Raw genomic sequence first — 20,217 nt, 5'->3', positions numbered from 1 at the left:
GACTCAGGGTCAATAGTCGCGATAAGTCGAGACTGGAACCTTCCGCAAGCGGGGCCGATGGTAAACCATCCGGCCCCGCTCGGCTTTCAGTTGGTCAACAGGCCTGGCCAGGTCGCATTTGATACTTTTGACGGGCCCTGGACCAGTCTGTTCTGCGGAATGTTGTAAACCAGATATTCCTCGCCGGTCAGGAAGATGTACAAGTGACTGTCGGACAGTGTTCGGTCATATTGTGCAGCCGTCACGATTCTGTTTGCGTAGGGTGCCAAGGCGCGCATGCCGGTGGACGTAGTGAACGCCTGGCGGGTGAGGCTGTTCCGCTTGAAATCGAAAGTGAGGTAATGCCCATCGTTCAGCAAGAATTTGAACAGTGATGGATAGCCGACGGTTTCCCACCATGTCCCTGCGATTATCTTGAAAAAGTACGGCAGAATCGGCGCCCACAATGAATTGGCAACTTTATAAGTGCCGGCGACAGTGTCGGTATCCTGATTGTATTTGCACACCATGGGCGTATCTCCCTGTGTGTAAAACAACCAGGCAATATCTTCGTCACTTCCCGCGTTCCAGCCTAGCGAAGTCGTAGTGAAGCCGAAACGCAGACTGGCTACATGAGGTGAAAATGTATCCCAATGCCCGTCTACGGTGGTCGGATGTCCCTTCATTACTTCTCGCTCAGCCATGTCGACGCGAGAGTATGTTTTAGTGTCTTTGAAAAAGAAGTAAATAAGATCCGGCCCGGAGCGCCAGTCGACCGCGACAATGTTTTTCATTCTATCCATGAATAATAGTTCCTGTTGAAGATGCATTGGAGTAAAGGATGACGCATGGAATCAGTTGATGTGTTTTAAGTACTATTGAATGGTTCGAAGTTAGCGTATTCGTTTGTGCGCTTAGTTGAAACTTCCTTCGCGCTTTGGAGTGTTTCGATATGAAACTTGACGGAATAACACTGATGGTGGCTGGGCATATTTCATTGAGAGTTATTTGCTTTGCGTGAGACCCCGACCGCGCCATAATTACCGCTTAATCCTGATCTGTTTGACTCAGGCTTTTCCTGGCGGGGTATCCATGCACGTACTGGTTTGCGAAGACGACGAATTGATCGCCAGCGGCATCGTGGCCGGCCTGACTGCTCAGGGCCTGACCGTCGAGCACGTCAACACCGCATCGAAGGCAAGGGCGATGCTCAAGGTCGCCGAATTTGACGTGATGGTGCTCGATCTCGGCCTGCCCGACGAAGATGGCCTCAAGTTGCTGCAGCAACTGCGTCATAGCGGACTGGAAATTCCTGTGCTGATTCTGACCGCGCGCGATTCGGTGACCGACCGCGTCGACGGCTTGCAGGCGGGCGCTGACGATTACCTGCTCAAACCGTTCGACCTGCGCGAGCTGTTCGCTCGGTTGCAGACCCTGTTGCGCCGCGTGGCCGGGCGCAGCGTGAATCTGATCGAACACGGCGCACTGACCTATGACCCGAGCAGCCGCGAAACCATGCTCTCGGGGCAACCGGTGGATTTGTCACGGCGTGAGCAAGCGTTGTTGCAAGCGCTGCTGCACAATCGCGGTCGGGTCCTGTCAACCGAACAGCTGAAAGACAGCGTCTATGGTTTCAGCGATGAACTGGAGAGCAACGCACTGAACGTGCATATCCATCACCTGCGCAGCAAACTGGGCAAAGGCATCGTTGAAACTGTACGCGGTCTGGGCTATCGCCTCGGCCCGGCGGACGGTGGAGATCAAGGCAAGTGATGAGTCTGCGATTGCGTCTGAGCCTGACCCTCGGCGCGGCGTTCGCGCTGATCTGGGCACTGGCGGCGGCGTGGATGCTCAGTGATCTGCGCAACCAGATGATGTTTTCCCTCGACCAGCGTCTGGTGGCTTCGGCGCGCATGGTCGCCGGGTTGCTGGAGCAGCTGCCGACCTTGCCGAGCAAAGGCGAAGGCACGCATTTCAGTGCCGAACAATTGAATATTCCGGGCGGCATGGCCTGTCAGGTCAGTTCGTTGCGCGGGGAAATTCTCGCCCGTAGCCACAACAATCCCGAACAAGCGCTTGAAGCCGAAAAAATGGGCTTTCACGATCAGATGATCGACGGCGCGCCGTGGCGCAGCTTCACCCTGGCGCGCGGCGATGTACGCATTACCACGGCAGACCGGCAGATCGAGCGCGAAGCGTTGAACATGTCGATCCTGCTGGCGGCGTCGGTGCCGGTGGGCGTGGCGCTGCTCGGTTGCCTGTGTCTGTTGTGGCTGGGCATCGGTCAGGGGCTGGCGCCGCTGAATCGCCTGCGCGAGGCGTTGATGCGGCGCAATGCCGATTCGCTCGAGCCGTTGCAGCTGCAATCATTTCCCAGCGAGCTGAAACCGCTGCTGGAAACCCAGAATCAGTTGTTCCAGCGCATCGGCAAAACCATCGAGCGCGAACGTCGCCTGACCGGCGATGCCGCCCATGAATTGCGCAGTCCGCTGACAGCGATCAAGACCCACCTGCAGGTAGCGCGGATGACCGATGGCGTTGCCCGCGATCAGTCGCTGGCGCGAGCCGAGGAGGGCGCCGATCGCTTGCACCGCACCCTTGAACAATTGTTGTTGCTGGCGCGAGTCGAGGGCAGTCTGTCGTTTGATGACGGCTCCCAATGCAGCGCCGAACAGGTCGCCAGACTGGCGATTCAGGATGCCACCGGCGGCGAGCGCGGGCGGATCCAACTGCAACTGCCTGCCGGACTTTCGGCAGCTCCGCTGCAGATGCCGGCCGTGCTGTCGATTGCGGCGCTGCGCAATCTGCTCGATAACGCCTTGCGCCATACACCCGAAGATTGTGCGGTGGAGCTGAGCCTGGAAACCATCGGCAACCGCGTGCGGTTCATCGTGCGCGACCACGGCCCGGGCATCGCACCGGATGATCTGCAGCATCTGACCCAGCGCTTCTGGCGAAATGGGCAAAGCACCGGCTGTGGCCTGGGCCTGGCGATTGTTCAGGCGATCGTCCAGCGTTGCGACTGTGCGCTGCATTTCGACAGCCGCCTGGATGGCTTGCGGGTCGAATTGACCATGCCGTTGCAACCCGTCTGACCTCACCGCATCCCTTGTAGGAGCTGCCGAAGGCTGCGATCTTTTGATCTTTTGATCTTTTGATCTTTTGATCCTGAAAAAAGATCAAAAGATCGCAGCCTCGTTTTACTCGACAGCTCCTACAGGGATTTGTGATGCGGCACATCAAATGTAACTTCTCAGGGTTCGCTATCCGGCTGAAGTGAGGGTAAGTTCGACGCTGCTTTGACTCAATGGATTGGGGGGACAGCGCCATGGAAGCACGCATCAGCATTCGTCAGGCTACGTTGGCCTACGCCGGCATCATCCACCGCATCATCGAACGTTCGATCCGTATCGGCTGCGCGCTCGACCACCGCAACAATGCCCAACGGGTCAGCGCCTGGGTCGAGCAACACAACGCCGCGCAGCTCAGCCTTTGGCTCGCCGATTCGCGCGTTTACCTCAGCATCGCGCTGCTGCAAGACAAACCGGTGGGCGTCGGGATGGCCAGCGCCCGTGGCGACATCACGCTGTGCCATGTCCAGCCCGAATGCTTTCGTCGGGGCATCGGTCGAGCATTGATTGATGACCTTGAAGGCTGGTTGCGGATTCTTGGCGTGTCCCACGCGAGTCTCAACAGCACCCGCACCGGTGAAGCTTTTTATCGACATCTGGGCTACCGCGAAACAGCACCAGCTGCGCTGCACCAAGGCCTGCGGGCCTTGCCGATGACCAAACCCTTGGCGCTGCCGCGATAACGCGTCGACCGAGGGCCTAAATCCTTGCCTCGCTTAAGCGTCTCCAGAACAGGAAAACCTGCAAGTGCGCCCCGCGACCGGAACGCGCACCTGCCCGGTGCTGTTTTGGTCACTATTTATAGCGAATTGAGGGGTCGAGAGATGTCAGTCGCCACCAGCCTTATCGAAGAGTCGTCGGCCCGGGTCGCTTCAGCGCCGGCCGAAACGCTGTACCAGTTCAATGAGTCGCCGTTGCTCGCCCGTCAATCGCAACAGGAATCCAATGCCCGCAGCTATCCACGCCGCATTCCCTTGGCGCTGAAGCGCGCCAAAGGCCTGTACGTCGAGGACGTTGAAGGACGCACGTTTATCGACTGTCTGGCCGGAGCCGGCACGCTGGCGCTCGGTCACAATCATCCGGTGGTGATCGACGCGATCCAGCAAGTGCTGGCTGATGAGCTGCCGCTGCACACGCTCGACCTCACCACCCCGGTCAAGGATCGGTTTGTCCAGGATCTGTTAGGTTTGCTGCCACCGGCACTGGCGGCCGAAGCGAAAATCCAGTTCTGCGGGCCGACCGGCACCGACGCCGTGGAAGCGGCATTGAAGCTGGTACGCACCGCCACCGGGCGCAGTACCGTCGTGTCGTTTTCCGGCGGTTATCACGGCATGAGTCAGGGCGCACTGAGCCTGATGGGCAGCCTGGGGCCAAAAAAACCGCTGGGTGCATTGCTCAGCAGTGGTGTGCAGTTCATGCCGTTCCCCTATGACTATCGCTGCCCGTTCGGCCTCGGCGGCGTGGCTGGCGTAAAAGCCAATCTAAGCTATCTGGAAAACTTGCTCAGCGATCCGGAAGCCGGCGTGCAGCTGCCCGCGGCGATCATCGTCGAAGCGGTGCAGGGCGAGGGTGGCGTGATTCCGGCGGACATCGAGTGGCTGCGAGGCCTGCGCCGTATCACCGAGAAGGCCGGGGTGGCGCTGATCGTCGACGAGATCCAAAGCGGGTTCGCGCGCACCGGCAAGATGTTTGCCTTCGAACTTGCCGGCATCATTCCCGATGTGGTGGTGCTGTCGAAAGCCATCGGCGGCAGCCTGCCGCTGGCGGTGGTGGTCTATCGCGACTGGCTCGACACCTGGCAACCGGGAGCGCACGCCGGCACTTTCCGCGGTAATCAGATGGCGATGGCGGCAGGGTCGGCGGTGATGCGCTACCTGCTTGAACACAAGGTCTGCGAGCACGCCGCCGCGATGGGCGAACGCCTCAGCGAACATCTGCGCATCCTTCAGCGCGACTTTCCGCAACTGGGCGACATTCGCGGGCGTGGCTTGATGCTTGGCGTTGAACTGGTCGACCCCAACGGCGTGCCGGACGCCCTCGGCCATCCTCCGGCCTTCGCCCGTCTGGCGCCGCTGCTGCAACGGGAGTGCCTGAAGCGCGGGCTGATTCTGGAACTCGGCGGGCGTCACGGCGCGGTGGTGCGGTTCCTCCCGCCCCTGGTGATTACCGCCATCGAAATCGATCGCGTGGCCGAGATCTTCGGCCGCGCCTTATCTGCTGCAACGAGCGCTGTGAAAGCCACGCTGTAAATTTTCCAGCGCGCCGAACGTTCTTTCTACATACCCGGCTGCACTTCTTGTGCAGCCCACCCTTACAGCGATGGAGAACCAGCATGACGTCAGTATTCGACCGCGAGGACATCCTCTTTCAAGTCGTGGTCAACCATGAAGAGCAGTACTCGATCTGGCCGGATTACAAAGCCGTGCCGCAAGGTTGGCGGACAGTGGGCAAGAGTGGCTTGAAAAAGGAATGTCTGGCCTACATCGAGGAAGTCTGGACCGATATGCGCCCGTTGAGTCTGCGCCAGAAAATGGAAGCCCAGGCCGCGGCGCAATAAGCGTCCGGCCAAAACAAACCCGCTGAACCCGTGAGGGGCAGCGGGTTTTTTCATGTCTGACGTTAGAGCTGACTGCTCCTGTGGGAATTCGCCCTGCTAGCGATAAACGGTAACCCGATCTAAATGAATCAGGCCCCGCTCAAACCCTTGAGCAACAAGTCGACATTCCCTTCCAGCTCCGCCACCGGGTCCGCCGCATCGGTGCTCAGCACCAGCAATTGGCTGCCGGATTCGGCGATTGCTGCTTTCACTGCGTCCGAGGGCTGTCGATGGTGCAATACCAGCGCCACATCGTTGTCCTTGAGCGTTGCCGTAAGTTTCTTCAGATCCTCGGGCGTCCACTCGGTGTCGGCCCGTGAATCCTGGCCAATCAGCTCCAGATTGAGGCTACCGATCAGATAACCAAAGTGATCGCTCAGGCTCAGCACAGTAAGGTTATCGGCGCTGGCCAGCCGTGCCTCGCTGTCGGCGCTGAGTTTGAGCAGGCGTTGTTTCAGCGCCGCAAGGTTGGCTTCGATTTTGCTTTTGGCGGTTGGCGCCAGGCGCACCAGATCGGCTGCGATGACGTCCGCCATGCGCCCCATGTTATTGCTCGCCAGCCATGGCTGACTGTTCAAGCCGTCGACGGTAAGCCCCGGTTGCACGGCGATACCAGGCAATGCGCCATCCACCGGACGCGCCGCATCGACTTCGACGATGCGGATGTTGCTGCGTCGGGCAATCGGGTACAGCTGATCGTCTGGCCACAGCGAGCGCACGCCGATCACTGCATCCGCGTCGGTCGCCAGTTTGCTCAGCGCCGGCGCACCACGACCGGTGAAGTAAGCGCTTTGCCGGCTGCCCGGAAGATTGGCCGGAGCGGCGCGTTCGAGATTGACGTCGGTGCCCTTGAGCAGCACTTCGCCCAGGCCATAAGTGATCGGCAACGAGGCCAGCACCCGCAGCGGTGTAGCGCTTTCGGCGGCCATTATTGGCAGGCAGACCGCGCCGCACAGCGCCATGGCCAGAGTCAGTTTACGAAATGAAGAAGCCATTTATCCAAGGTTCCCTTTGAGGCTGGGGACGACACCGCGCGCGACGGCGGCGAGGGCGAAGGCAATGCCGGCGACCAGAATGATTGCCGCGCCCGACGGAATCGGCAGGTCGAACACAATCGGCGCGAGAATCCCGCACAAGGTGCTGACGGTGGCGATCAATACCGAACACCAGAAAAAGCCCTTGAGCGACTGGCTGAGCAAGCGTGCCGCGGCGGCCGGGATCACCAGCAACGCACCGACCAGAATCGCACCGATGACTTTCACCGCCGCCACGGTGATCAGTGTCACCAGGATCACGAACAGATAATCCAGCGTTTTCACCGCCACGCCGCGCACCGCCGCCAGTTGCGGGTTGAAACTGGCTAGCATGATGCGGTTGTACAGCGGCAGGGCCAGGGCCATGACCAGAGACCCGACGATAGCCAGCACCGCCAGATCATTGCCATTGACCGTGAGTACCGAACCGAATAACACGTTTTCGAGGATGTGCACGTTGATTTTGCCAGCGAGGATCAGCAGCAGGCTCGCCCCCAGCGCCAGCGATACCGAGAGAAATACCCCGATCAACGTATCCGGCGCCAGGCCGGTGCGGTTGCGCAGGTAATTGAGCAGGATGCCGAACAGCAGGCAGTAGCCGAACAGGCTGCCGTAAGGGCCGGTGTAAGGCTCGCCAAGCAGAATGCCGATGGCCACACCGGTCAGCGCGGCATGGCCGACCGCTTCGGAAAAAAATGCGAAGCGCTTGACCACCACCAGCGTGCCCAGACCGCCAAGCACCGGGCCGATCAATAGCCCGGCGAGCAACGCATTGACGACAAAACCGTAGGCCAGCGCTTCCGGCAGATAACCCGAGGAGGCCCAGCCCTGAACCATCAGACGAAATGCTTCGTAACTCATCAGACAGCGCTCCGTGGATGGGTGGAAAACAGGCTCAGCAGGCGTTCCGGGGTGAGTGCCTGCTGGGGTGTGGCGTCGAACAGTACGCGGCGGTTGAGGCCGGTCACCCGATTGGCCAAGCGCCCGACGGCTTCCAGATCGTGCTCGATCCACAGCACGGTGATGCCCGCTGCGCGCCAGTCATTGAGCAGCCGTTCAAACACTTGGATCCCCGCTTCGTCGAGCGCTGACATCGGTTCATCCAGCACCAGCAGTTGCGGCGCCGGGATCAGGCCCTGTGCGAGCAGCACTCGCTGCCGTTCGCCACCAGACAGCGCGCCCATCCGCCGTTTGCGCTTGTCCTGCATGCCGACGCGTTCCAGCGCCTCGCCGATGGCGGCGGCGTAACGCTTGCTCAAACCGAGAAACGCCGGGCGGCGCTGACACATTGCAGCCATGAAATCGTCGACCGTCATCGGCAGGCCGCGATCGAATTCCAGCGCCTGGGGCACGTAACCGATGACGCCGGGTTCGCCGGGCCATTGCAGGCTGAGCTGACCCTGATGGGGCATCTGCCCGAGCAAGGTCTTGATCAGCGAGCTTTTGCCGCCACCGTTAGGGCCGACCAAGGCATGCACCGTGCCGGACTGCACCTGGAAAGTCACCTTGTCGAGAATCGTCGTGCGCCCCAACGTCAGACCAATCTGCGCAAAATCCAGCGTCGGCCCCAATCCCTGTGGGCGCGAGCTTGCTCGCAAATGCGCTGGGTCATTCAACAAAGATGTGGCCGGATCCGGCGCCTTCGCGAGCAAGCTCGCTCCCACAGGGTTTTCACTGCTATCGACGAGGAGGGTTTCTTTTGAAGTCATGCCCCCGACTCCTGGATCGCGCGGACCACGGTGTTGAGGTTGCCGGTCATTTCCTTTTCGTATTTGTCGGCGGTGTATTCGCCGTAGGAAATATGCGACAGCGGATAAAGTTTCACGCCGGACTCACGTTGAATGGTGTCAACGTAACTGGAAGGGAAATCCATTTCCGAGAAAATCACTTTCACATCGAGTTCGCGCAGCTGGTCGATGGTCTTCTTCAATTGGCTCGGGCTTGGCTCGATACCGTGGGCCGGTTCGACCACCGCTGTCACTTCCAGACCGAACTCCCGCAGCAGATAGTCATAAGCCGCGTGCACCGTGGCGACGCGCAGTTCCGCGTTCGGCGCCTGGGTCAGCTTGGCGAGCGCGTCGGCACGCATCTGCCGCAGGCGTTTGCCATAGGCGCGGGCGTTCTGCGTATAGGTCTTGGCATTGTCCGGGTCGAGTTTGCCCAGTTCGCGGGCGATGTTGTTGACCTGGGCGATGGAGGCGCTGATCGAGAGGAACGTGTGCGGGTTGACCACTTTGCCGGCCCCGCGCGCGGCGACGCCGGTGGCAGCGAGCAAGGGCACGTTCTCGTTGGCTTCGATGGTCTTGATGTCTGGAGTTTCGCTGGCGGCGATCATCCGGTCGGCGAAATCGTCATGACCGACACCGTTGAGCACGATCACGTCCAGGCCACTGATACGTTTGATGTCTTCGGCACGAGGCTCATAGGCATGCGGATTGAAACCGGCGGGAATCAGCGGCACGACCTCGGCCTCGTCGCCGACGATGTTCGCCACGTAGCTGTAATACGGGTGCAGGGTGATGCCGATGCGCAGGCGTTTGGCCTGCTCGGCGCTGGCCAGCGGGCTCAGCAGACAGGCGCAAAGGCACGCCAGAAAAACACGTAACAACGGACGGCGAGGCGATGAAATGGACATGGGCAAGCGGTCTTCTCTCGAATGAAGGCGAGGATTCAATGGCGATGTTCGCGGGTAACCCCGGCATCGAATTGCGCGACGATCTGTTTCCAGCCGGCAGCGGACAGCGCGGCGTCAGACAGATCCTTAACCGGCACCAGATCGGCGCCCCGGTTCAGCCAAATGTCAGGCGCAGCGTTGAGGTCAGTACCGACGCGCATCAGGAACGAACCGGCCACATCAGGTGTGGCGCTGCGACCGAAATAGGTGCTGTCGGAAAGCATCTGCCACGCATGGCCGCCACGGCTGACCGAGCTGGCATCCTGGGCAAACGGCGCGAAACCTTCGTCGGCCAGGGCTTGCGGAGTCGGCAGGGCCTTTTGCTCTTCGCGAAGCAAGCGGATCTCGTCGAGAGTCACCCGCAGGTCGGCATAGATGCCCTGTTCAGCGGCGCTCAGGTCGCGGCGGGCGTCGTACTGGTTGCTGGCGACGGGCTCCGGTTCATGGGAAACCCCGCGCCACGCGACGACCGAGCCGGCAATCGCCAGGATCAACAGGCATAACAACAGCACGTTCAGGGTTTCGTGGCCGGCACCCGCCGGGCGCACGATCTGGGTGGTGGGTGTACTCATGGCGCTTCGATATCCGCTTGATCGATTTCGACCACATGCCCGGGACCTGCGTCAAACAACACGTAGAATTCGGCGCCGGGTTTTTTGAAGGTCAGGGTCGAATCGCTGCCGAGCTTGCCGGGTACCAGAATGGTTTCGTCGTAGCCGATCACGTCGAGGGTCACCCCCGGCGCTCCGCTGCCGTCGGAAAAGCCACCGGTGCATTTGATCTGTTCAGCATCGATGGCCTTGCATTCGCACATCGGGTTGTGGGCCAGTGCTCCAGCGCTGAAACCGGCGCTCAGCACCAGCAGCGCGGCGCTCAAAAACGGGCGCGAAGGGCGTGCGAGTTGGCTCATGGTTTGGCTCCTTGTTTGTTCAGCCAGGCGATGGTCGCGGGGGAGGCCTGGCTCAGGGGAATCGAGGCCTGATGCATGCTGCCGTCCCAGCCTTCCATGGTGATCCACAGCTCGGCGTCGGGTTTGGTCTTTTCCGGGATCGGCAGCTGCGTGCCCATGCGATACGGCGTGCCAAAGAAAATCACCCCGGCGGCACGCAGGCTGCGCGGCTTGCCGATGCGCAGGTAAGTCGCCTTGACCGGTTCGATACAGGCATCGCACAGGGCAGCACTGAAGGCTTTCAGATAGCCGGCCGGACCATCGGCGCGCGGTGCTTCGTTACGCAGTTCGGCCAGGCGCAGGCTCCATGGCCCGACCTGAATCTCGCCGACCTCGCGCTCGCCAAGTCCGCTATCGCCGCGAAACAGCGCAGCGTCGGAAAAGTACTTGGGCATGAACCCCAGCGGGATTACCAGCAGCAATACGTTGATGTGAAAGCGCCATTTGTGCCACAGCTGGCTCAGGCGCGAAGGTTGCGGGGCGGTCGTGGAATTGCTCACAGATTGGCCTCCGACGGTTCACGGTGAATGAGCGGTTGCGTGTTGGCGCGCTGCTTTTTGTTCTCGCGCTTCAGCGCGTTGGCCGTGGCCAGGGCGGTGCGTTTGGTCCAGATCAGCAGGCCGCTGAGGACCATCATGCTCAGCAGCAGACCGAAGAAGAACCAGATCAGCTTGATCCATAACCCGCCGAAATCGCCGGTGTGCAACGGACGCATGGATTCGGTGACGAACTCCAGCGAAGTGCGATCGGACAGTACGCGCGACGATGCCAGCTCGCCGCTGAACGGATTGAGCGTTGCGCTCTGATACATCAGCGGATACCAGCCGCGGCCGCGGATATCGAGGTGGCTGTAGGCATTGAATGGCATGTTGATGACGCTGGCCTCAAGACCGGGAATCTTTTCCTGGGCGATTTCGATGGCGCGGTCGAGATTCAGTCGGGCCGGTGGCAGGCCATCGGCGGTCAACGGTACGGCGTCCCGTGCCATGGCCGGAATGACCGTTTCGCTGGAGATCGAGATGTGGTTGTCGAAGAGCGCCGCTTCGATCAGGAACCAGGTGCTGGTGATGGAAATCACCGCGATAAACCAGATCGACCAGATACCGCTGAGGCGATGGAAATCGCCCCAGAAGATGCGTGCGCCGTGCCGAATACGCAGAGTGGGCCTGAAAAAACCCTTCCAGAAACGCTTGTACACCACCAGTCCGGTAATCAGCGATGCCAGCAGTGGCAGGCTCAGCGCCGACACCAGATACCAGCCCCAGCTGTAACCGTTTGTGAATGGCACCAGCCACCAGCCATGCAGGGCGCGAGTAAAGGCCTGGAAATTGAACTCCGGCGCGGTGCCCTGGATGGCGCCCGTGTACGGGTTGACGTACGTCACCAGCGAACGCCCGTCGGGGTAGCTTAGGGTGACATCCAGCGCGAAATGCGATTCGTCGGGGCGGCTGATGCGTTGCACCAGGGCTTGCGGTTCTGCGGCCTTGATCGCCGTGATGATTTCTTCATAACCAAGGCGCGGCGCATCGTCCGACGGCTGGCTGGCGCGCATCTGCGGGTTGGCGAGCCAGACGATTTCCTGGCTGACCACCGCAAGGGTGCCGGTGACACATACGATCAGGACAAAAAACCAGATCGGTAATGCCAGCCAGCTATGGACCAGGAACCACAGTTTGGAGCGGGATTTCTTTGACATGATGTTCGCGTCTTGATGTGGTGAAAGGGCGCGTACCACGGGCTTCGCAGCACGGAGATCCCCGATAGGCCGGTCGTGGCTTTTGCCTACGCGATCGGCCTGCATCTATATAAGACGGACGAACAAAGAAAATCCTGAAACGCGATGTGAAAGCAAATGTTTCGCACTTACGGTTAAGCGTGTGGAAGCTACGGCACGCTGCGATCCTCCAAAATCAAAAGATCGCAGCGTGCCGCAGCTCCTGCAGGGCCTCAACCCTGCTGAAACATCTCCATTGCCCGCTGGCTAATCTGCTCTTGGGTCAAATCCTCCTTGCGCGACGCCAGAAACCACAGATGCCCATACGGGTCTTTCAGCGTCCCGCAACGGTCACCGTAAAACTGATCCTTGACCTCGGACACCGTTGTCGCGCCAGCTTCCAGTGCCTGTTGGAACGATCTGTCGACGTCCGTGACGTACAAATGCAAACCGACCGACACCGCGTGATCCGGGTTGCTCAACGGTCCCTGATCGCAAGGCGAACCAAGCATGATGGCGCTGTCGCCAATGCGCAGCTCGGCATGCCCGATAGCACCATCGGGCATGGTCAGGCGCATGACTTCGGTGGCGCCGAAGGCTTTTTTGTAGAAATCGATGGCTTCGGCCGCCTTATGGATGCCGAGATAGGGGGTAATGCTGTGATACCCCTCGGGAATGGGTTTGACGCTCATGACGTTCTCCCTGATTTTTGTTCTACCTGTGAGGACTGCACCGGTTTTCCGGAAGAATCACTATAGAACCGCCCGCGCTTCGAGGACTTTCACCCGACGAGCGTCGCGCATGCCAGACAGACGCTCAGTCACGCATCGCGAAAATGCGGCCCCGGTCCTTTCTCGCCAAGCACGTCGCCCTGATTGCGCAGCGGGCAGGCGTCCATGGACAGACATCCACAACCAATGCAGCCATTGAGCTGGTCACGTAACAGCGTCAGTTGCTCGATGCGCTCATCGAGCTCCTCTCGCCACTGCGCGGAGAGCACCTTCCAGTCGGCTGCTGACGGTGCACGGTCATTTGGCAAATTGTTCAACGCCAAACCAATCTCTGCCAGTGGAATTCCCAGGCGTTGCGCGACTTTGATCAGCGCCACGCGTCGTAACACTTCACGCGGATAACGGCGCTGATTGCCGGCATTCCGCTGACTCGTGATCAAGCCTTTCGATTCATAAAAATGCAGGGCCGTAACCGCGACGCCGCTACGTGCCGCCACTTCACCGACGGTGAGCTGCTTGTGCCGGTTTTCCGGAGTGATCATTGCGAAAATGCTCTTGACCTTGACTTAACTAGAGGTTTTACCCTGCAGGCCTTCGAGTCGCAAGGCTCGGCTTACGACGAGTGGGGGCTTTAAATGAACAACCGCAGTTTTAGCCAATTGATCGAATTCGAAATCGAGCCGCGTCAGCAACCGGCGTTGGTCAGTGCGCTGTCGATGCAGACCGAACGTCTGGCTCAGCGCTATGAGGGTTTTGTCAGCGCCAGCGTGCAGGCCAGCGATGACGGGCGCCGGGTCTTGAGTTTTCTGCAGTGGCAAACCAGAGAGGCAGGGGAAGCGGCGTTCCGCAGTTTTGAAAGCGGCGAACAGGACTTCTGGCACCTGATCCACAGGCATCAGGCCAGAACCGTCACCTTCAATTCGTTCCAGGTATTGAGCAGCATCGCCCGCAGTCACGACGATGCGCTGCACTGCCATCTGGTTCAATGCAATGTCACAGCGTAGGAGCTGTCGGGGCTGCGATCTTTTGGTTTCTATTAAAAGGCAGATCAAAGGATCACAGCCACGGGCAGCTCCTCCACGGAGGGTCCGGTTGGGCAGTCATGCCCAATTCCTGATAGCGACTATTGAGAGTGTTGATTTTTGCGCGAGCGTGGCCGGGCGTAGCCTTTGTCCATCGACTCCCACATTGCTCGCCAGGACGCTCCCATGAACCATTTACTGACTGTTTTGCTGCTGCTCGCTGTCTCTGTACTCGCCGGTTGCGCCACCCATGTTTCCCCGGAATTGCGTCCATACACGGCCGAAGAATCCCGTGAACTGGCCATGGAATCACTCAATCGCAGCGGCTTGTCCTTCGATGAATACCATGCGAAAAAAGCCCAATTGCTCGGTCAGTCGCAGAAGACTTTCGGTTTCGACAAGCAAGGTGAGATGAGCGCCGAACGTGCCGTACAGCTGCACGGTCGTCCAAGCTGATTCGAAACTGTACCGCTTGAAGTTTCGTCCAACTGTCCGTGGGTTTCCCCGGCGGTGTGGGATAGGGTCATTACCTGAATGACCTCACGGATTGCCTCACCATGAACCTCTCGCTCGACCTGCTGCTCGGCTTCGCTTTGTTTGCCCTGGTTACCTCAATCACTCCGGGGCCGAACAACACCATGCTGCTGGCGTCGGGGGTGAACTTCGGATTCAACCGCACCATTCCGCACATGTTAGGGATTTCGTGCGGTTTCTTTGTATTGGTGGTGTCGGTGGGCTTCGGTCTCGGCGCGGTGTTTCAGACCTATCCGATTCTCTACACGATCCTGCGCTACGCTGGCGCGGCGTATCTTTTGTATCTGGCGTGGAAAATCGCCCACTCGGGGCCGGTCGGCGATAACGTGCGAGGCGAAGCCAAGCCGATCAGTTACCTGGGCGCAGCGGCGTTTCAATGGGTCAATCCGAAAGCGTGGATCATGGCCATCGGTGCCATCAGCACTTATACGCCGATGCAGGGCTACTTCACCAATGTCGTGGTGATTGCCGCTGTGTTCGCCATCATCAACTTGCCAAGCGTTGGTGTCTGGGCGGCTTGCGGCACATTGTTGCGCAATGTGTTGAAAGAGCCGCGCTGGTTGCGCGTATTCAACTGGGGCATGGCCGCGTTACTGGTGATCTCGCTGTACCCGTTACTTCTCGAAAGCTTTAGCTGACGCTTTGCTTCAACCGCCGACCCGATGCCTGTTAAGCTCGGCTTCAGGAGCGTTCCTACGCACTTTTAAATGAAGTTGTTCTTCTTTAACGGCATCCGATCAGGTATTGATGACGCTCTCGAACCCGCGCGCAGCTCACAAGGCTGCGCTGTGCTGTTTGCAGAAACGAGCCTCCTGATCCCGGAACACGCTCTGCGAGTCTTTTATGAACACACGTCCGCTGTATTTCGATTACGCCGCCACCACCCCGGTGGACGAGCGGGTCATCCAGGTGATGATCGAATGCCTGGGGTTCCACGGTAATTTCGGCAATCCTGCGTCCAGCTCCCATGCCTTTGGCCAGCAGGCCCGGCAAACGGTCGAGCAGGCTCGCCGGCAAGTCGCCGAACTGGTTGGTGCGCAAGCCGAACAGATCGTCTGGACCTCCGGTGCCACCGAATCCAATAACCTCGCGCTGAAGGGCGTCGCTCAGGCGCGCGGCGTGTCCGGTGGCCACATCATTACCAGCCAGATTGAACACAAGGCGGTTCTCGACACCGCCCGACAGTTGCAGGACGGCGGCATCGCCGTGACGTATCTGGTGCCCGACGCCAATGGCTTGATCACCCCGCACGCGGTCAGTGAAGCGATGCGTGATGACACTTTTCTGGTGTCGCTGATGCTGGTCAACAATGAGCTGGGCACGGTCAACGATGTTCAGGCCATCGGCGAGGTCGTGCGCGCTCGCGAGGCGCTGTTCCATGTCGATGCGGCCCAGGGCGCCGGTAAAGTGGCGATCAATCTGGCGCAATGGCCGGTCGATCTGATGTCGTTTTCCGCTCACAAACTTTATGGCCCAAAAGGCATCGGCGCCTTGTACGTCGGCCCGCGCGCGCAACAACGTCTGCAGGCGCAAATTCACGGCGGCGGCCACGAAGGCGGATTGCGCTCGGGAACCTTGGCGACCCATCAGATTGCCGGCATGGGCGCAGCGTTCGCCTTGGCCGCTGCGGCGTTCGACGAGGAGAAAAAGTCCATTGTCGCGTTGCGTGAACGGTTACTCGAAGCGCTGCTGAGCCTACCAGGCGTACGTCTCAACGGTTGCGCCAGACAACGTATTCCGCACACCTTGAGCCTGACGTTCAGTGAAGGGGAATTCAACAGCGCCGCGCTCGGCCATTCGATTGCTTTCTCCGCGACCTCGGCCTGCAACTCTGCGAGCAACACGCCTTCCCATGTGCTGCTGGCGCTCGGGCACGATGCGCATTTGGCGAGCCGTACCATTCGCTTGAGCCTGGGCCGTTTCACCACGGCCGAGGACGTCGACAAGGCTGTCGACCTGATCAAGACCGCCTGCGCCAGTGCTCCGGCATTCTGGGCGACAGGGCTTTAAACGAGCCGGATCAACGGCGACGAACAATAATGATGAAGTGATTAGCAGGAGACATGATGAGTACCCAGACCTTGACCGAAGGATCGGTGCCCCAGCGCCTTGCGCATACCCGTGAATTGATGCGCCGCGAAGGCATTCATGCGCTGCTGGTGCCGTCCGCCGACCCGCATTTGTCGGAATACTTGCCCGGTTATTGGCAGGGCCGGCAATGGCTTTCGGGTTTCCACGGCTCGGTCGGCACTTTGATCGTCACCGCCGATTTCGCTGGTGTCTGGGCCGACAGTCGTTACTGGGAGCAGGCGAGCAAAGAACTCAACGGCAGCGGCATCGAACTGGTCAAACTGCAACCGGGTCAACCGAGCCCGCTGGACTGGCTGGCCGAGCAGACGCCCGAGGGCGGTGTGGTAGCGGTCGACGGTGCGGTGATGGCGGTAGCTTCGGCGCGTACTTTGAGCAGCAAGCTGGAAGCGCGCGGCGCTCGTTTGCGCACAGACATCGATCTCCTGAACGAAGTCTGGAGCGACCGGCCAAGCCTGCCCAACGCGCCGATTTATCAGCATTTGCCCCCGCAAGCGACCGTGAGCCGGGGCGAGAAGCTCGCAAGTTTGCGTGAAACGTTGCAGGCGCGCGGCGCTGATTGGCACTTCATTGCAACCCTCGACGACATCGCCTGGCTGTTCAATCTGCGCGGCGGCGACGTGTCGTTCAACCCGGTCTTCGTGTCTTTTGCCTTGATCAATCAACAGCAAGCGACACTGTTCGTGGCGCTGAGCAAGGTGGATGCCGATTTGCGTGCCGTTTTGGAGGCAGACGGCGTGACCTTGCGCGATTACAGCGAAGTCGCTTCCGCCCTGCGCGACGTGCCGAGTGGCGCGACTCTGCTGGTGGATCCGACGCGGGTCACCAGCGGCTTGTTGGATAACCTCGACAGCGCGGTGACGCTGGTCGAAGGTCTGAACCCGACCACGTTGGCCAAGTCGCAAAAAAGCGAGGCCGACGCCCAGCACATCCGCAAAGCGATGGAGCAGGACGGCGCGGCATTGTGCGAGTTCTTCGCGTGGCTGGAGTCGGCCTGGGGTCGTGAGCGAATTACCGAGCTGACCATCGACGAGAAACTCACGGCCGCCCGGGAACGTCGTCCGGATTATGTGTCGCTGAGTTTCAACACGATCGCCGCATTCAACTCCAACGGTGCGATGCCGCACTATCACGCCACGGAAGAAGAGCACGCGGTGATTGAGGGTAGTGGGCTGCTGTTGATCGATTCCGGTGGTCAGTATCTGGGCGGGACGACCGACATCACGCGGATGGTGCCGGTCGGCACGCCGACTGAAGAGCAGAAGCGCGATTGCACCCGCGTGCTCAAGGGCGTGATTGCGCTGTCGCGAGCGCGGTTTCCGAAAGGGATTTTGTCGCCGCTGCTCGATGCGATCGCGCGTGCGCCGATCTGGGCCGAGAACGTCGATTACGGCCACGGCACCGGTCATGGCGTCGGTTATTTCCTCAACGTGCACGAAGGCCCGCAGGTGATTGCCTATCAGGCAGCGCCCGCACCGCAGACGGCGATGTTGCCGGGGATGATCACTTCGATCGAGCCGGGGACTTATCGCCCGGGCCGTTGGGGCGTGCGGATCGAGAACCTGGCAATGAATCGCGAAGCGGGCAGCAGCGAGTTTGGCGAGTTTCTCGAGTTCGAAACCTTGACCTTGTGCCCGATCGACACCCGTTGCCTGGTGCCGTCGTTGCTGACTCAGGAAGAGAAACAGTGGTTCAACGATTACCACGCGCAGGTGCGTGAGCGCTTGAGCCCGCTGGTCGAGGGCGCTGCACTGCAATGGTTGAAGACGCGCACTGCGGCTATTTAAGCGCGGGAGGCTCGGGCGCTGTTGCCAGCGCCCGAGTCATGCTTGGAATCAGTCTTGGCGCAACGCCTCGGCAACGAAGTCCAGACGATCCTGGCCGAAGAATAATTGGTCGCTGACGAAAAAACTCGGTGCGCCAAAAACGCCGCGTTTGATGGCCGTCTCGGTATTGTCCTTGAGTGCGGCTTTGACCGATTCGTCTTGCGTCAGCGCAAAGACCTCCTGAGGATCAAAGCCGTGTTCATTCAACAGCGACGCGACGGTGTCTGGTTCGTCCAGTGCTCGGCCTTCAACCCAGAGCGCGGTGAACAGGCAATCAATAAACGCCTGGAAACGCGCAGGCTGACGCAGTTGAATGCCCACCACCGCACGCATTAGTGTCAGGGTATTGATTGGGAAATGCGGATTGAATTTCAGCGGTACGCCATAGCGTTTGGCATAGCGATCCAGATCCTGAAACATGTAGCGACCCTTGGCCGGAATCATGGCCGGGGACGCGTTGCCGGTGGCCTTGAACACACCGCCCAGCAACATCGGGATGTAAATCAGATCACTGCCGGTTTCGGCGCAGATTTTCGGCAGTTGGGTGTAGGCCAGGTAAGTCGCAGGGCTGCCAAGATCGAAATAGAATTCAACGGTTTTGTTCATCGTGCCGCTCTCTCGTTTTTGTTGTTCGGCTGAAGGGCTTACCAGCGTTCGTTCCATGGGCGCAGGTCCAGTTCGAATGTCCACGCATCCCGCGGTTGGCTGTGCAAATACCAGTAGTTTTCGGCGATGTGTTCGGGGTTGAGAATGCCGTCCTGGTCCTTGGTGGCGTATTTCTCGGGGAAACTGTTACGGATGAAGTCGGTGTCGATAGCCCCATCGACCACGACGTGAGCGACGTGGATATTCAACGGGCCGAGTTCACGCGCCATGCTCTGCGCCAGCGCGCGGATTCCGTGTTTGGCGCCGGCGAACGCAGCGAAACCGGAAGCCCCACGCAGCCCGGCGGTCGCGCCAGTGAACAGAATTGTGCCGCGTTGCCGGGTGACCATGCGTTTGGCGACTTCCCGTGCGTTGAGGAACCCCGAGAAGCAGGCCATCTCCCAGATCTTGAAATATTTGCGCGCGGTTTCTTCGAGAATACTGCAAGGCACGTTGGCGCCAATGTTGAACACAAAGGCTTCAATCGGACCGATGCGAGTCTCGATGTCTTCAACCAACGCAATCACGTCGTCTTCTTTGCGCGCATCGCAGGCGAAACCGTGGGCTTCGCCGCCGTCAGCCTGGATTGCCGCCACCAACGGTTGCAGTTTATCGGCGCTGCGCCGCGTGATGCAGGCAATGAATCCTTCCTCGGCAAAGCGTCTGGCAATTGCTCCACCTGTGGCGTCTCCGGCACCGACTACCAATACGACCTTCTTGTTATTCATGGGTAAACCCTTTTAGTAAACGATCGTTAAGTGAACGAACGTTATGCTAGGATTCGGACAACGTCAAGGCGCTCCTGTGGAGGTAAATTCTGTGCGTTATTCCGCCAGTCACAAGCTTGAAACTCGTGAAAAGCTGCTGCAGAGCAGTGCGCTGTCGGCCAAGAAAACCGGTTTCTCAACGATTGGCGTCGACGGCTTGATGAAAGCAATCGGCCTGAGCGGCGCGGCTTTTTACAGCCATTTTTCGTCCAAGGATGATTTGTTCGGCGCGATTGTCGAGCGCGAATTGCGGCAAAGTCTCGAGCGGCTGGGCGGGGAGGGGACTCAGGATCGTGAACGGCTCGAGCGCTGTCTCAAACACTATTTGAGCATGGCTCACGTCGAGCAGCCGGAGGCCGGATGTGCGCTGCCTGCGCTGGGAGCGGAGATTGCTCGATCAGGTGAAGAAGTGCGCGGACAGGCGCAGCTGTGGATTTGTCGACTTCACCAAAGCTGGGCGCAGATATTAGGCAGCGATAGCTTGGCTTGGTCGATTCTTTCGCAATGCGTCGGCGCGTTGGTGGTAG

Annotated in this window: 24 protein-coding genes (1 of these 24 cut by a window edge); 11 read left to right on the top strand and 13 right to left on the bottom strand. The window is 59.7% G+C overall.

The window, feature by feature from the left end; genetic code table 11:
• Positions 1–86 precede the first annotated feature (86 nt).
• Positions 87–782, bottom strand: a complete 696-nt coding sequence (locus tag EL257_RS18545) for a hypothetical protein (RefSeq protein WP_126365067.1) — start codon at positions 780–782, stop codon at positions 87–89.
• A 289-nt stretch (positions 783–1,071) separates the two neighbouring features.
• Between EL257_RS18545 and EL257_RS18540 the strand changes: the two genes are divergently transcribed.
• The 5 genes from EL257_RS18540 to EL257_RS18520 all read left to right on the top strand — a co-directional run bounded on the left by EL257_RS18540 (position 1,072) and on the right by EL257_RS18520 (position 5,667).
• A complete protein-coding gene (locus EL257_RS18540; RefSeq protein ID WP_126365065.1) occupies positions 1,072–1,752 on the top strand; it encodes a response regulator in 681 nt (226 codons plus the stop codon).
• Positions 1,752–3,074 (top strand): ATP-binding protein, encoded by a 1,323-nt coding sequence (locus EL257_RS18535; RefSeq protein ID WP_126365063.1) that lies wholly within the window; start codon positions 1,752–1,754, stop codon positions 3,072–3,074. The genes EL257_RS18540 and EL257_RS18535 overlap by 1 nt, the downstream gene beginning before the upstream one ends.
• A 233-nt stretch (positions 3,075–3,307) precedes the next feature.
• Entirely contained in the window at positions 3,308–3,793 is a 486-nt protein-coding gene (locus tag EL257_RS18530) for a GNAT family N-acetyltransferase (protein ID WP_126365061.1), read from the top strand.
• Positions 3,794–3,934: 141 nt separating this feature from the next.
• A complete protein-coding gene (locus tag EL257_RS18525) occupies positions 3,935–5,359 on the top strand; it encodes an aspartate aminotransferase family protein (protein ID WP_126365059.1) in 1,425 nt (474 codons plus the stop codon).
• A gap of 83 nt (positions 5,360–5,442) precedes the next feature.
• Positions 5,443–5,667 (top strand): MbtH family protein, encoded by a 225-nt coding sequence (locus tag EL257_RS18520; protein ID WP_038364139.1) that lies wholly within the window; start codon positions 5,443–5,445, stop codon positions 5,665–5,667.
• A 128-nt stretch (positions 5,668–5,795) separates the two neighbouring features.
• Here EL257_RS18520 and EL257_RS18515 read toward each other — a convergent pair whose 3' ends face one another.
• The 10 genes from EL257_RS18515 to soxR form a co-directional block, all read right to left on the bottom strand.
• Positions 5,796–6,701, bottom strand: coding sequence for a metal ABC transporter substrate-binding protein (locus tag EL257_RS18515; protein ID WP_126365057.1), 906 nt, complete (start codon positions 6,699–6,701; stop codon positions 5,796–5,798).
• Positions 6,702–7,601, bottom strand: a complete 900-nt coding sequence (locus tag EL257_RS18510) for a metal ABC transporter permease (protein ID WP_126365055.1) — start codon at positions 7,599–7,601, stop codon at positions 6,702–6,704.
• Positions 7,601–8,449 (bottom strand): metal ABC transporter ATP-binding protein, encoded by an 849-nt coding sequence (locus EL257_RS18505; protein WP_126365053.1) that lies wholly within the window; start codon positions 8,447–8,449, stop codon positions 7,601–7,603. The genes EL257_RS18510 and EL257_RS18505 overlap by 1 nt, the downstream gene beginning before the upstream one ends.
• A complete protein-coding gene (locus EL257_RS18500; protein WP_126365051.1) occupies positions 8,446–9,375 on the bottom strand; it encodes a metal ABC transporter substrate-binding protein in 930 nt (309 codons plus the stop codon). The genes EL257_RS18505 and EL257_RS18500 overlap by 4 nt, the downstream gene beginning before the upstream one ends.
• Before the next feature lie 35 nt (positions 9,376–9,410).
• A complete protein-coding gene (locus EL257_RS18495; protein ID WP_126365049.1) occupies positions 9,411–9,986 on the bottom strand; it encodes a DUF6162 family protein in 576 nt (191 codons plus the stop codon).
• Positions 9,983–10,324: a hypothetical protein gene (locus EL257_RS18490; protein WP_126365047.1), complete on the bottom strand. Its 342-nt coding sequence runs from the start codon at positions 10,322–10,324 to the stop codon at positions 9,983–9,985. The genes EL257_RS18495 and EL257_RS18490 overlap by 4 nt, the downstream gene beginning before the upstream one ends.
• Positions 10,321–10,863: a thiamine pyrophosphate-binding protein gene (locus EL257_RS18485; protein WP_126365045.1), complete on the bottom strand. Its 543-nt coding sequence runs from the start codon at positions 10,861–10,863 to the stop codon at positions 10,321–10,323. The genes EL257_RS18490 and EL257_RS18485 overlap by 4 nt, the downstream gene beginning before the upstream one ends.
• Complete coding sequence (locus EL257_RS18480; RefSeq protein ID WP_126365043.1) at positions 10,860–12,059, bottom strand: PepSY-associated TM helix domain-containing protein; 1,200 nt, start codon at positions 12,057–12,059, stop codon at positions 10,860–10,862. Before EL257_RS18480 ends, EL257_RS18485 begins: the two co-directional genes overlap by 4 nt.
• Positions 12,060–12,310: 251 nt before the next feature.
• Complete coding sequence (locus tag EL257_RS18475; RefSeq protein WP_126365041.1) at positions 12,311–12,769, bottom strand: VOC family protein; 459 nt, start codon at positions 12,767–12,769, stop codon at positions 12,311–12,313.
• Positions 12,770–12,897: 128 nt separating this feature from the next.
• Positions 12,898–13,350 carry a redox-sensitive transcriptional activator SoxR gene (gene soxR / locus EL257_RS18470; RefSeq protein ID WP_126365039.1) on the bottom strand — a complete coding sequence of 151 codons (453 nt, stop codon included), beginning with the start codon at positions 13,348–13,350 and terminating at the stop codon, positions 12,898–12,900.
• 93 nt (positions 13,351–13,443) lie between these two features.
• Here soxR and EL257_RS18465 point away from each other — a divergent pair, with 93 nt between their 5' ends.
• The 5 genes from EL257_RS18465 (at position 13,444) to EL257_RS18445 (ending at position 18,239) form a co-directional block, all read left to right on the top strand.
• A complete protein-coding gene (locus EL257_RS18465; RefSeq protein ID WP_126365037.1) occupies positions 13,444–13,812 on the top strand; it encodes an antibiotic biosynthesis monooxygenase in 369 nt (122 codons plus the stop codon).
• 204 nt (positions 13,813–14,016) lie between these two features.
• On the top strand, positions 14,017–14,286 hold the full coding sequence (locus EL257_RS18460) for a hypothetical protein (protein WP_126365035.1): 270 nt from the start codon (positions 14,017–14,019) through the stop codon (positions 14,284–14,286).
• Positions 14,287–14,387: 101 nt separating this feature from the next.
• Entirely contained in the window at positions 14,388–15,002 is a 615-nt protein-coding gene (locus EL257_RS18455; protein WP_126365033.1) for a LysE family translocator, read from the top strand.
• 205 nt (positions 15,003–15,207) lie between these two features.
• A complete protein-coding gene (locus EL257_RS18450) occupies positions 15,208–16,374 on the top strand; it encodes an aminotransferase class V-fold PLP-dependent enzyme (protein ID WP_126365031.1) in 1,167 nt (388 codons plus the stop codon).
• A gap of 56 nt (positions 16,375–16,430) precedes the next feature.
• On the top strand, positions 16,431–18,239 hold the full coding sequence (locus EL257_RS18445; protein ID WP_126365029.1) for an aminopeptidase P family protein: 1,809 nt from the start codon (positions 16,431–16,433) through the stop codon (positions 18,237–18,239).
• Between the two features lie 48 nt (positions 18,240–18,287).
• On the opposite strand, the gene EL257_RS18440 is transcribed toward EL257_RS18445, so the two are convergent.
• A complete protein-coding gene (locus EL257_RS18440) occupies positions 18,288–18,884 on the bottom strand; it encodes a 2-hydroxychromene-2-carboxylate isomerase (RefSeq protein WP_126365027.1) in 597 nt (198 codons plus the stop codon).
• Positions 18,885–18,922: 38 nt separating this feature from the next.
• Positions 18,923–19,651: an SDR family oxidoreductase gene (locus EL257_RS18435; protein ID WP_126365025.1), complete on the bottom strand. Its 729-nt coding sequence runs from the start codon at positions 19,649–19,651 to the stop codon at positions 18,923–18,925.
• Positions 19,652–19,742: 91 nt separating this feature from the next.
• Between EL257_RS18435 and EL257_RS18430 the strand changes: the two genes are divergently transcribed.
• A protein-coding gene (locus EL257_RS18430) for a TetR/AcrR family transcriptional regulator (RefSeq protein WP_126368180.1) crosses the window boundary here: on the top strand, positions 19,743–20,217 show its 5' portion. It continues 89 nt past the right edge of the window; only the first 475 of its 564 coding nucleotides appear in the window; the start codon lies at positions 19,743–19,745; its stop codon lies off the right edge, out of view.

Source organism: Pseudomonas fluorescens (genome assembly GCF_900636825.1).
Taxonomy (GTDB): domain Bacteria; phylum Pseudomonadota; class Gammaproteobacteria; order Pseudomonadales; family Pseudomonadaceae; genus Aquipseudomonas; species Aquipseudomonas fluorescens_BG.
Note: the sequence above shows the minus strand (reverse complement) of the source record. Positions and strands in the feature narration are given on the sequence as shown.

Excerpts from the sequence above, each read along its gene's own strand:
- EL257_RS18445 (WP_126365029.1), top strand. The coding sequence starts at position 16,431 with ATGAGTACCCAGACCTTGACCGAAGGATCGGTGCCCCAGCGCCTTGCG.
- EL257_RS18500 (WP_126365051.1), bottom strand. The coding sequence starts at position 9,375 with ATGTCCATTTCATCGCCTCGCCGTCCGTTGTTACGTGTTTTTCTGGCG.
- EL257_RS18480 (WP_126365043.1), bottom strand. The coding sequence starts at position 12,059 with ATGTCAAAGAAATCCCGCTCCAAACTGTGGTTCCTGGTCCATAGCTGG.
- EL257_RS18495 (WP_126365049.1), bottom strand. The coding sequence starts at position 9,986 with ATGAGTACACCCACCACCCAGATCGTGCGCCCGGCGGGTGCCGGCCAC.
- EL257_RS18440 (WP_126365027.1), bottom strand. The coding sequence starts at position 18,884 with ATGAACAAAACCGTTGAATTCTATTTCGATCTTGGCAGCCCTGCGACT.
- EL257_RS18510 (WP_126365055.1), bottom strand. The coding sequence starts at position 7,601 with ATGAGTTACGAAGCATTTCGTCTGATGGTTCAGGGCTGGGCCTCCTCG.
- EL257_RS18505 (WP_126365053.1), bottom strand. The coding sequence starts at position 8,449 with ATGACTTCAAAAGAAACCCTCCTCGTCGATAGCAGTGAAAACCCTGTG.
- EL257_RS18460 (WP_126365035.1), top strand. The coding sequence starts at position 14,017 with ATGAACCATTTACTGACTGTTTTGCTGCTGCTCGCTGTCTCTGTACTC.
- EL257_RS18465 (WP_126365037.1), top strand. The coding sequence starts at position 13,444 with ATGAACAACCGCAGTTTTAGCCAATTGATCGAATTCGAAATCGAGCCG.
- EL257_RS18540 (WP_126365065.1), top strand. The coding sequence starts at position 1,072 with ATGCACGTACTGGTTTGCGAAGACGACGAATTGATCGCCAGCGGCATC.
- EL257_RS18435 (WP_126365025.1), bottom strand. The coding sequence starts at position 19,651 with ATGAATAACAAGAAGGTCGTATTGGTAGTCGGTGCCGGAGACGCCACA.
- EL257_RS18520 (WP_038364139.1), top strand. The coding sequence starts at position 5,443 with ATGACGTCAGTATTCGACCGCGAGGACATCCTCTTTCAAGTCGTGGTC.
- EL257_RS18450 (WP_126365031.1), top strand. The coding sequence starts at position 15,208 with ATGAACACACGTCCGCTGTATTTCGATTACGCCGCCACCACCCCGGTG.
- EL257_RS18525 (WP_126365059.1), top strand. The coding sequence starts at position 3,935 with ATGTCAGTCGCCACCAGCCTTATCGAAGAGTCGTCGGCCCGGGTCGCT.
- EL257_RS18490 (WP_126365047.1), bottom strand. The coding sequence starts at position 10,324 with ATGAGCCAACTCGCACGCCCTTCGCGCCCGTTTTTGAGCGCCGCGCTG.
- soxR (WP_126365039.1), bottom strand. The coding sequence starts at position 13,350 with ATGATCACTCCGGAAAACCGGCACAAGCAGCTCACCGTCGGTGAAGTG.
- EL257_RS18545 (WP_126365067.1), bottom strand. The coding sequence starts at position 782 with ATGGATAGAATGAAAAACATTGTCGCGGTCGACTGGCGCTCCGGGCCG.
- EL257_RS18475 (WP_126365041.1), bottom strand. The coding sequence starts at position 12,769 with ATGAGCGTCAAACCCATTCCCGAGGGGTATCACAGCATTACCCCCTAT.
- EL257_RS18455 (WP_126365033.1), top strand. The coding sequence starts at position 14,388 with ATGAACCTCTCGCTCGACCTGCTGCTCGGCTTCGCTTTGTTTGCCCTG.
- EL257_RS18535 (WP_126365063.1), top strand. The coding sequence starts at position 1,752 with ATGAGTCTGCGATTGCGTCTGAGCCTGACCCTCGGCGCGGCGTTCGCG.
- EL257_RS18515 (WP_126365057.1), bottom strand. The coding sequence starts at position 6,701 with ATGGCTTCTTCATTTCGTAAACTGACTCTGGCCATGGCGCTGTGCGGC.
- EL257_RS18530 (WP_126365061.1), top strand. The coding sequence starts at position 3,308 with ATGGAAGCACGCATCAGCATTCGTCAGGCTACGTTGGCCTACGCCGGC.